Origin of the sequence: Streptomyces sp. NPDC057638 (genome assembly GCF_042800315.1) — a bacterium.
Lineage (GTDB): Bacteria > Actinomycetota > Actinomycetes > Streptomycetales > Streptomycetaceae > Streptomyces.
In genome coordinates, this window is record NZ_JBHVHF010000307.1 from 1 (window position 1) to 9,138 (window position 9,138).

The following is a 9,138-nucleotide window of genomic DNA, read 5'->3' on the forward strand; positions in this document are numbered from 1 at the left end:
GGGCGGCCGGTGGACCCGGTCACCGGGCCCGGGCCGCTGCTGACGGGCGCGGCGGGCAAGCCCGTCGAGCTGACCGTCGCCCCGGCGGGCGGGGGCGAGCCCCGCCACGCCGTCGTCGTCCCCGTGGCCGACGAGGACGCCCTGCGCTACCACGCCTGGGTCGCCGACCGCCGCGCCCAGGTCCACCAGGCGTCGGGCGGGCGGCTCGGCTATCTCCACGTCCCCGATATGCAGGCGCCCGGCTGGGCTCAGATCCACCGGGACCTGCGGGTCGAGGTCGCCCGGGAGGGGCTGATCGTCGACATCCGCGAGAACCGGGGCGGCCACACCTCCCAGCTGGTGGTGGAGAAGCTGGCGCGCCGGGTCGTCGGATGGGATCTGCCGAGGGACGCCCGGCCCTTCAGCTATCCCCGGGACGCCCCGCGCGGGCCCGTGGTCACCGTGGCCAACGAGTTCTCCGGGTCGGACGGGGACATAGTGAGCGCGGCGATCAAGGCGCTCGGACTGGGCCCGATCGTGGGCACCCGGACCTGGGGCGGGGTGATCGGCATCGACAGCCGCTACCGCCTGGTCGACGGGACGCTGGTGACCCAGCCGAAGTACGCGATCTGGCTGGAGGGGTACGGCTGGGGGGTGGAGAACCACGGGGTGGACCCGGACGTGGAGGTGGTGATGACGCCGGAGGACCACGTGGCGGGCCGGGATCCGCAGCTCGATGAGGCGGTACGGATCGCCCTGGCCGCGCTGGCGGACTCCCCGGCCAAGACCCCGCCGTCGCTGGGGCCGTCACTGGGCGGCTGATCGCGGCGCCGGGCCGCCGTCCGTTCCCCGTGATCCGGCAGCACCGGGCGGCGCCCGCTCGGCACCGGTCGTGACCCGCCACGACCCGTCCTGCCCCGCCTGTGGCCGCCGCCGCCCGGCCCCGGTGATCCGTGGTCCGTCCGTACGGCCTCTCCGTGGGCCCGTGTTCCGTCCCGCCCGTACGGCGGTGGGTACGGACGCGGGCCCACGGGTGCGCGCGGCGGGTACGGACGCGGGCGGGGCGGTACGGGTGGGGGACCGGGCGGCGGCGGCCACGGGCGGGCCCGGAGCGGACCGGGGCACGGGCCCCGCGGCGCTCACGGGCGAGGCCGTCGCGGCGGGCGCGGATGCCGGGGTCGTTAGCATGTGGGACGTACTGGATGATCGTGAGAGAGGTTCCGGCATGGCGGGAGAACCGCGGGTGGACTGCCTGTTCTGCAAGATCGTCGCGAACGAGGTCCCGGCCACCGTCGTACGCGAGACCGACACCGTCGTCGCCTTCCGCGACATCAACCCCCAGGCCCCCACCCATGTCCTCGTGATCCCCAAGGCGCACTACCGCGACGCGCTCGACCTCGCCGCCGGGGCCCCGGAGCTCGCCGCCGACGTGCTGCGCGTGGCGGGCGAGGTCGCCGCGCAGGAGAGCGTCACCGACCCCGGGTACCGGATCGTGTTCAACACCGGGGCCGGCGCCGGGCAGACCGTCTTCCATGTCCACGCGCACATCCTGGGCGGCCGTGGCCTGGAATGGCCCCCCGGATAGGCGGGAGCGCCCATGTCCGTCCGTGAGCTGATCGTCCTGGGCACCGCCAGCCAGGTGCCCACCCGGCACCGCAACCACAACGGCTATGTGCTGCGCTGGGACGCCGAGGGCATCCTCTTCGATCCCGGCGAGGGCACCCAGCGCCAGATGGTGCGCGCCGGGGTCGCCGCGCACGACCTCAACCGCATCTGTGTGACGCACTTCCACGGGGACCACTCCCTGGGGCTGGCCGGAGTCATCCAGCGGATCAACCTGGACCGGGTGCCGCACGAGGTGACGGCCCACTATCCGGCCAGCGGCCAGCGCTTCTTCGACCGGCTGCGGTACGCGACGGCCTACCGCGAGACCGTGTCGCTGACCCAGGCGCCGGTCGCCGGGGAGGGTGTGCTGGCGCGCACGCCCGCGTACACGCTTCAGGCGCGCCGTCTCTCGCACCCCGTCGACTCCTTCGGCTACCGGCTGGTGGAGCCCGACGGACGGCGGATGCTCCCGGAGCGGCTGGCCGCGTACGGGATCGCCGGACCGGACGTGGGACGGCTCCAGCGGACCGGTGAGCTGCGCGGGGTCACCCTGGACCAGGTCAGCGAGGTGCGCCGCGGACAGCGGTTCGCGTTCGTGATGGACACCCGCCTCTGCGACGGGGTGGACGCGCTCGCCGAGGGGTGCGACCTGCTCGTCATCGAGTCCACCTTCCTCGACGAGGACGCCCGGCTCGCCGACGAGTACGGTCATCTCACGGCGGGACAGGCCGGACGGGTCGCCCGGGACGCGGGCGTGCGCCATCTGGTGCTGACCCACTTCTCCCAGCGCTACACGGACCCCGAGGAGTTCGAGCGCCAGGCCCGGAAGGCGGGGTTCGAGGGCGAGCTGACGGTCGCCAGGGACCTGCTGCGGATCCCGGTGCCCAGCCGCCACGGCTGACCGGCGCCGCCCGCCTCGCCCCCGTCGGGCGCCGACCCCCCCGTCCCAGAAGAGAACTCCCCCGACCCGAAGCAGGACCCGTGCCCCTCCCCAAAGCCGAACTCCACCTCCACATCGAAGGCACCCTGGAGCCCGAGCTGGCCTTCGAGCTGGCCCGGCGCAACGGCGTACGGCTGCCGTTCGCCGACACCGAGGCGCTGCGCCGCGCCTATCTCTTCGAGGACCTCCAGTCCTTCCTCGACCTGTACTACGAGCTGATGGGGGTCCTGCACACCGCCGACGACTTCCACGACCTCGCGGACGCCTATCTGGCGCGCGCCGCCGCCCAGGGCGTACGGCACGCGGAGATCTTCTTCGACCCGCAGGCGCACACCGCGCGCGGGGTGGCGATCGGCACGGTCGTCGAGGGCCTGGGGCGGGCGCTGGACGCCGCCGAGGAGCGCCATGGCGTCTCCACCCGGCTCATCATGTGCTTCCTGCGCGACCAGTCGGCGGAGTCGGCGCTGGCGACCCTGGAGTCGGCCCGGCCGTATCTGGACCGGATCACGGGCGTCGGCCTGGACTCGGCGGAGGTCGGCCATCCGCCGTCGAAGTTCCGTGAGGTGTACGAGGCGGCCGGGGCGCTCGGGCTGCGGAAGGTGGCGCACGCGGGGGAGGAGGGCCCTCCGTCGTACATCGTGGAGGCCCTGGATCTGCTCGGGGTGGAGCGGATCGACCACGGGCTGCGCTGTCTGGAGGACTCCGCGCTGGTGGACCGGCTGGTCCGGGAGCGGATCCCGCTGACGCTCTGCCCGCTGTCCAACGTCCGGCTGCGCGCCATCGACATCCTGGAGGAGCACCCGCTGCCCGCGATGATGGACGCGGGTCTGCTGTGTACGGTCAACTCCGATGATCCGGCCTACTTCGGCGGCTATGTCGGGGACACCTTCCACGCCGTGCGCGAGGCCCTGGGGCTGGGCGAGGAGCGGCTGCGGGAGCTGGCGCGCAACTCCTTCCTGGCGTCCTTCCTCGATGACGACGAGGAGCGCCGGGCGCGGCTGCTGGCCGAGGTGGACGCATACGACTTCGGGGCCGAACCACAGGAGTGAGCCGGTCCCGCCACCGCCGGGCACCCGGCGGTGGCGCGGGCCCGACGGCCGCCCGCGCGACATGGCGGCGAACGGGCGACATGGCGGCGAACGGGCGACGCGGGCGGCGGCCCCGGCGCGGCGGAGGTACGCGCCGCCAGGGCGGCGAGGACGTACGCGTGACCACGTGACCAGGAAGAGCCCTCCGATGGACGGAGAGTGACGGCGCGTTGGTCACACGGTGGATGCGGCAGGGACTGATCACACGACCGCCCTTTGGCAGACTGGCACAATCCGCCACGTAGAGGAGCCGCCACCTCGTGAGCACACCACACCGCACCCACCCGATCCGCCACCGCGTCCCGTGTCTCGACCCCCTGGCCGCGCTCCGCACCCCCGGCGATCCCGCCTGCGACGTCTATCTCACCGGCACCGTCTTCCTCGACATCATCTTCACCGGCATCGAGTGCGCCCCGGTGCGCGGCACCGAGTCCTGGGCCCGGGGCATGGGCTCCAGCCCCGGCGGCGTCGCCAACATGGCCACCGCGCTCGCCCGTCTCGGGCTGCGTACCTCCCTCGCCGCCGCGTTCGGGGACGACCACTACGGCGACTACTGCTGGGACGCCCTCGAACAGGGCGAGGGGATCGACCTCTCCCTCTCGCGGACCGTGCCCGGCTGGCACTCGCCCGTCACCGTCTCCATGGCGTACGAGGGCGAGCGGACGATGATCTCGCACGGCCATGAGGCACCGCCGCCGGAGCCCGTCCCGGAGTGCCCGCCGCCCGCGCGGGCGGCGGTCTCCTCCCTCTCGCCCTCCCGGGACGAGTGGATCGCCCAGGCGGCGGCGGACGGCACCCGGATCTTCGCCGACGTCGGCTGGGACGAGTCGGGCCGCTGGGACCCGGCGGACCTCGCCGACCTGGAGCACTGCGAGGCGTTCCTGCCCAACGCGGAGGAGGCGATGCGCTACACCCGCACCACCTGCCCGCGCGCCGCCGCGCACGCGCTGACCGACCGGGTCCCCGTCGCCGTGGTCACCCTCGGCTCCGAGGGCGCGTACGCGGTGGACGGCGGTACGGGGGAGAGCGCCCAGGTCCCGGCCATCGCCGTGGAGGCGCTGGATCCGACGGGGGCGGGCGATGTCTTCGTGGCCGGGTTCGTCACCGGGACGCTGGCGGGGTGGCCGCTGGCGGACCGGCTGGCCTTCGCGGGGCTGACGGCGGCGCTGTCGGTGCAGGAGTTCGGGGGGTCGCTGTCGGCGCCGGGGTGGCTGGAGATCGCGGCGTGGTGGAGCCAGGTCCAGGGCGTGGCGGACCAGGATCCGGCGGCGCTGCGACGGTACGCCTTCCTGGACGCGATGCTTCCGGCTCCGGCCCGGCGCTGGCCCCTGCGCCGGGCGGTCCCCACGATCGGGTTCCGCAGCAACCCGGTCTGACCGGCTGGCCCGCGTTCGCCGTGCCCGTGCCCCCGTGCCGGTACGGCCCGTATGCGCCGTGCCCGTGCCCGTACGGCCCGCGTTCGCCCTGCCCCTGCCCGTACGGGCCCGCGAGCGAAGGCCCCGGGCGCAACCCCTGACGAGGCCCAGGCACCGGCCCCGGGTGGATTCCCCGGCGCGGGCCCCGCGGTGGAACCCGGTGCGCCAGGGATCCGGCGGAGCCCGGTGCGCCAGGGAGCCGGGAGCGAAGCCCCCGGGAAAAGCCCTCGGCCCACCTCCGGGTGGCGTCGTAGGCTTGAGGTCTCAGAGGTTGTCGAGCAGCGAGAACCCCGCACCGGGAGGTATGCGCAGGCCACAGAGCCAGCCCATGACCCAGACACCCACAGCCCAGACCCTGCCGCAGGGGCAGGCGCGAGCCATGTTCACCGTTCCGGCCAAGCACCCGATGGTGACGGTACTCGGCTCCGGTGACTCCCTGCTGCGTGTGATCGAGAAGGCCTTCCCGGCGGCCGATATCCATGTCCGGGGCAACCAGGTGAGCGCGGTCGGCGACGCGGCTGAGGTCGCGCTGATCCAGCGCTTGTTCGACGAGATGATGCTGGTGCTCCGCACCGGGCAGCCGATGACGGAGGACGCAGTGGAACGCTCGATCGCCATGCTCCGGGCGAGCGAGAACGGCGAGGGGTCCCAGGAGACCCCGGCCGAGGTGCTCACCCAGAACATCCTCTCCAGCCGTGGCCGCACCATCCGCCCCAAGACCCTCAACCAGAAGCGCTATGTCGACGCGATCGACAAGCACACGGTCGTCTTCGGTATCGGCCCCGCGGGCACCGGCAAGACCTATCTGGCGATGGCCAAGGCCGTCCAGGCCCTCCAGTCCAAGCAGGTCAACCGGATCATCCTGACCCGTCCGGCGGTGGAGGCGGGCGAGCGCCTCGGCTTCCTGCCCGGCACGCTCTACGAGAAGATCGACCCGTATCTGCGCCCGCTCTACGACGCGCTGCACGACATGCTCGACCCCGACTCGATCCCCCGGCTGATGGCGGCGGGCACCATCGAGGTCGCGCCCCTGGCGTATATGCGCGGACGGACGCTCAACGACGCGTTCATCATCCTCGACGAGGCGCAGAACACGAGCCCCGAGCAGATGAAGATGTTCCTGACGCGGCTCGGCTTCGACTCGAAGATCGTCATCACCGGCGATGTCACCCAGGTCGACCTGCCCAACGGCACCAAGAGCGGTCTGCGCCAGGTCCAGGAGATCCTGGAGGGCGTCGATGACGTCCACTTCTCGCGGCTGACATCCCACGATGTCGTCCGGCACAAGCTCGTCGGCCGTATCGTCGACGCGTACGAGAAGTACGACGGCCGCGACGGCGGCCGCACCGGAACCGGGAAGTAGTCACAGCGCACCATGTCGATCGACGTCAACAACGAGTCCGGAACCGAGGTCGATGAGCAGGCGCTCCTCGATGTCGCCCGCTACGCCCTCACCCGGATGCGGATCCATCCGCTCTCCGAACTGTCGGTGATCGTGGTCGACGCCGAGGCGATGGAGCAGCTGCACATCCAGTGGATGGACCTGCCGGGGCCGACGGACGTCATGTCCTTCCCGATGGACGAGCTGCGTCCCCCGGCCAAGGACGACGAGGAGCCCCCGCAGGGGCTCCTCGGTGACATCGTGCTCTGCCCCGAGGTCGCCCAGCGGCAGGGCCAGGAGGCCCCGACCCAGCACTCCATGGACGAGGAGCTCCAGCTGCTCACCGTGCACGGGGTGCTCCATCTGCTGGGGTACGACCACGAGGAGCCGGACGAGCGGGCGGAGATGTTCGGTCTCCAGGCGGCCATCGTGGATGGCTGGCGGGCGGAGAAGGGCCTGACCGGTCCTTCCCCGGCGCCGACCGTCTCATGACCGGCCCGCTGATCGCCGGGGCGGTCCTGCTGGTCGTCGTCGCCTGGCTGGCGGCGTGCGCCGAGGCGGGCATCGCCCGGGTCTCCAGCTTCCGCGCCGCCGAGGCCGTGCGCGCCGGGCGGCGCGGCGCGACCCGGCTGGAGCAGGTCGCCGCCGACCCGACCCGCTATCTCAATGTGGCCCTACTGGTGCGGGTGGCGTGTGAGATGGCGGCGGGTGTGCTGGTCACCTATGTCTGTCTGCGGGAGTTCCCCGAGACCTGGGAGGCGCTCGCCGTCGCCATCGCCGTGATGGTCCTGGTCTCCTATGTCGCGGTCGGGGTCTCGCCGCGCACCATCGGCCGCCAGCACCCGCTGAACACGGCGACGGCCGCCGCGTACGTCCTGCTGCCGCTGGCGCGGATCATGGGACCGATCCCCCAGCTGCTGATCCTCATCGGCAACGCCCTCACCCCGGGCAAGGGCTTCCGCAAGGGCCCCTTCGCCAGCGAGGCCGAGCTGAGGGCCCTGGTCGACCTCGCGGAGCAGGAGTCCCTGATCGAGGACGACGAGCGCCGGATGGTGCACTCGGTCTTCGAGCTGGGCGACACCCTGGTGCGCGAGGTGATGGTGCCGCGCACCGACCTGGTCTGCATCGAGCGGTACAAGACCGTCCGCCAGGCGCTCACGCTGGCGCTGCGCTCCGGCTTCTCCCGTATCCCCGTCACGGGGGAGAACGAGGACGACATCGTCGGCATGGTCTACCTCAAGGACCTGGCCCGCAAGACCCATGTCAACCGGGATGCGGAGGCCGATCTGGTCTCCACCGCGATGCGTTCGGCCGTCTTCGTCCCCGACACCAAGAACGCCGGGGATCTGCTGCGCGAGATGCAGCTGAAGCGCAACCACGTCGCCGTCGTCATCGACGAGTACGGCGGTACGGCGGGCATCGTGACCATCGAGGACATCCTGGAGGAGATCGTCGGTGAGATCACCGACGAGTACGACCGGGAGCTGCCCCCGGTACAGGAGCTGGGCTCCGGCCGCTACCGCGTCACCGCCCGGCTCGACATCGGCGACCTCGGCGAGCTGTACGGTCTGGGCGCGCTCGACGACGAGGACGTGGAGACCGTCGGCGGACTGCTCGCCAAGGCCCTGGGCCGGGTGCCGATCGCGGGCGCGAGCGCCCCGGTCGACCTCCCGGACGGCCGGGCGATCCGGCTGACCGCCGAGTCCCCGGCGGGCCGCCGCAACAGGATCGTCACCGTGCTGGTGGAGCCGGTGTCGCCGGACGCGCGGGACAGCGAACCCGGTCTGAGAACAGCCTGATCACGGCCTGAGACCCGTCGGGCACCGGGCCGGGGTCAGGAGAGCCGGGGAGAACCGGGAGAGCCGGTGCACGAGGACGAGGGAGCCGGGGCGATGAGGGCACACGAACTGAAGGCGTTCTGTCTGGGGTTCAACGACGCGGTGGAGGAGTTCCCCTTCGGCCCGGAGACCTCGGTCTTCAAGGTCGCGGGGAAGATGTTCGCCCTCAGCTCCCTGGACGCGGTGCCGCTGACGGTGAACCTCAAGTGCGAGCCGGAGAACGCGGTACGGCTGCGCGCCGCGTACCCGGCGATCACTCCCGGCTACCACATGAACAAGCGCCACTGGAACACGGTGGCCGTCGCCGGTCTCCCCGCCCGGCTGGTCCGCGAGCTGATCGAGGACTCCTACGACCTGGTGGTCGCGGGCCTCCCGCGCGCGCTCCGGCTGCGGCTGGACCGGCCCTAGCGGTCCCTGGCCCCGCACCGGCCGCGCGCCCTCCGGGGCCGGATCCGCGTCGATCTATGCTCGGTCCATGACACAGAGCAGCGACCCCGCCGCCCCCGGCCCCGAGGACCAGAAGATCGTCACGCTGGCGCGCAGCGCCCGCGCCCGCAACGGAGTGCCGGAGGGTGCCGCAGTCCGGGACGAGACCGGCCGCACCTATGTCGCGGGCAGCGTCTCCCTGGAGTCGCTGAAGCTCTCCGCCCTCCAGACCGCCGTGGCGATGGCGGTCGCCAGCGGCGCCCGCTCCCTGGAGGCGGCGGCGATCGTCTCCGAGGCCACCACGGTCACGGCCGGTGACCTCGCGGTCGTCCGCGATCTGGGCGGCGCGGGCACCCCGGTCCTGCTGGCGGGCCCGGACGGCGCGCTGAGGTCGACGACCCCGGCGGCCTGAGCCCCCTTCTCTTATTTCCGTTCCCGTTCTCTCTGTTCACGGCACCCCGTCCCT

Annotated in this window: 10 protein-coding genes; all 10 read left to right on the forward strand. The window is 72.6% G+C overall.

Annotated features, from left to right (window positions below):
• Nucleotides 1-801 (forward strand): S41 family peptidase (locus ACFVIM_RS29085; protein ID WP_384307416.1); only part of this gene is annotated, 801 nt, incomplete at its 5' end.
• A 403-nt stretch (nt 802-1,204) separates the two neighbouring features.
• Nucleotides 1,205-1,564: a histidine triad nucleotide-binding protein gene (locus tag ACFVIM_RS29090; protein WP_384307439.1), complete on the forward strand. Its 360-nt coding sequence runs from the start codon at nt 1,205-1,207 to the stop codon at nt 1,562-1,564.
• A gap of 12 nt (nt 1,565-1,576) precedes the next feature.
• Nucleotides 1,577-2,485 carry a ribonuclease Z gene (locus ACFVIM_RS29095; protein WP_384307419.1) on the forward strand — a complete coding sequence of 303 codons (909 nt, stop codon included), beginning with the start codon at nt 1,577-1,579 and terminating at the stop codon, nt 2,483-2,485.
• A gap of 80 nt (nt 2,486-2,565) precedes the next feature.
• Complete coding sequence (locus ACFVIM_RS29100) at nt 2,566-3,573, forward strand: adenosine deaminase (protein WP_384307422.1); 1,008 nt, start codon at nt 2,566-2,568, stop codon at nt 3,571-3,573.
• A gap of 299 nt (nt 3,574-3,872) precedes the next feature.
• Nucleotides 3,873-4,988, forward strand: a complete 1,116-nt coding sequence (locus ACFVIM_RS29105; RefSeq protein WP_384307425.1) for a carbohydrate kinase family protein — start codon at nt 3,873-3,875, stop codon at nt 4,986-4,988.
• A gap of 367 nt (nt 4,989-5,355) precedes the next feature.
• A complete protein-coding gene (locus ACFVIM_RS29110; RefSeq protein WP_384307428.1) occupies nt 5,356-6,390 on the forward strand; it encodes a PhoH family protein in 1,035 nt (344 codons plus the stop codon).
• 12 nt (nt 6,391-6,402) lie between these two features.
• Nucleotides 6,403-6,900: an rRNA maturation RNase YbeY gene (gene ybeY / locus ACFVIM_RS29115; protein ID WP_384307430.1), complete on the forward strand. Its 498-nt coding sequence runs from the start codon at nt 6,403-6,405 to the stop codon at nt 6,898-6,900.
• Nucleotides 6,897-8,207 carry a hemolysin family protein gene (locus ACFVIM_RS29120; RefSeq protein ID WP_384307432.1) on the forward strand — a complete coding sequence of 437 codons (1,311 nt, stop codon included), beginning with the start codon at nt 6,897-6,899 and terminating at the stop codon, nt 8,205-8,207. The genes ybeY and ACFVIM_RS29120 overlap by 4 nt, the downstream gene beginning before the upstream one ends.
• A gap of 93 nt (nt 8,208-8,300) precedes the next feature.
• On the forward strand, nt 8,301-8,654 hold the full coding sequence (locus ACFVIM_RS29125; RefSeq protein ID WP_384307434.1) for an MmcQ/YjbR family DNA-binding protein: 354 nt from the start codon (nt 8,301-8,303) through the stop codon (nt 8,652-8,654).
• A gap of 67 nt (nt 8,655-8,721) precedes the next feature.
• Nucleotides 8,722-9,084 carry a cytidine deaminase gene (locus ACFVIM_RS29130; RefSeq protein WP_384307436.1) on the forward strand — a complete coding sequence of 121 codons (363 nt, stop codon included), beginning with the start codon at nt 8,722-8,724 and terminating at the stop codon, nt 9,082-9,084.
• Nucleotides 9,085-9,138: the final 54 nt, after the last annotated feature.

Bases quoted from the DNA above. Each gene is read 5' to 3' on its own strand.
- ACFVIM_RS29090 (WP_384307439.1), top strand. From the start codon at position 1,205: ATGGCGGGAGAACCGCGGGTGGACTGCCTGTTCTGCAAGATCGTCGCG.
- ACFVIM_RS29095 (WP_384307419.1), top strand. From the start codon at position 1,577: ATGTCCGTCCGTGAGCTGATCGTCCTGGGCACCGCCAGCCAGGTGCCC.
- ACFVIM_RS29110 (WP_384307428.1), top strand. From the start codon at position 5,356: ATGACCCAGACACCCACAGCCCAGACCCTGCCGCAGGGGCAGGCGCGA.
- ybeY (WP_384307430.1), top strand. From the start codon at position 6,403: ATGTCGATCGACGTCAACAACGAGTCCGGAACCGAGGTCGATGAGCAG.
- ACFVIM_RS29120 (WP_384307432.1), top strand. From the start codon at position 6,897: ATGACCGGCCCGCTGATCGCCGGGGCGGTCCTGCTGGTCGTCGTCGCC.
- ACFVIM_RS29125 (WP_384307434.1), top strand. From the start codon at position 8,301: ATGAGGGCACACGAACTGAAGGCGTTCTGTCTGGGGTTCAACGACGCG.
- ACFVIM_RS29130 (WP_384307436.1), top strand. From the start codon at position 8,722: ATGACACAGAGCAGCGACCCCGCCGCCCCCGGCCCCGAGGACCAGAAG.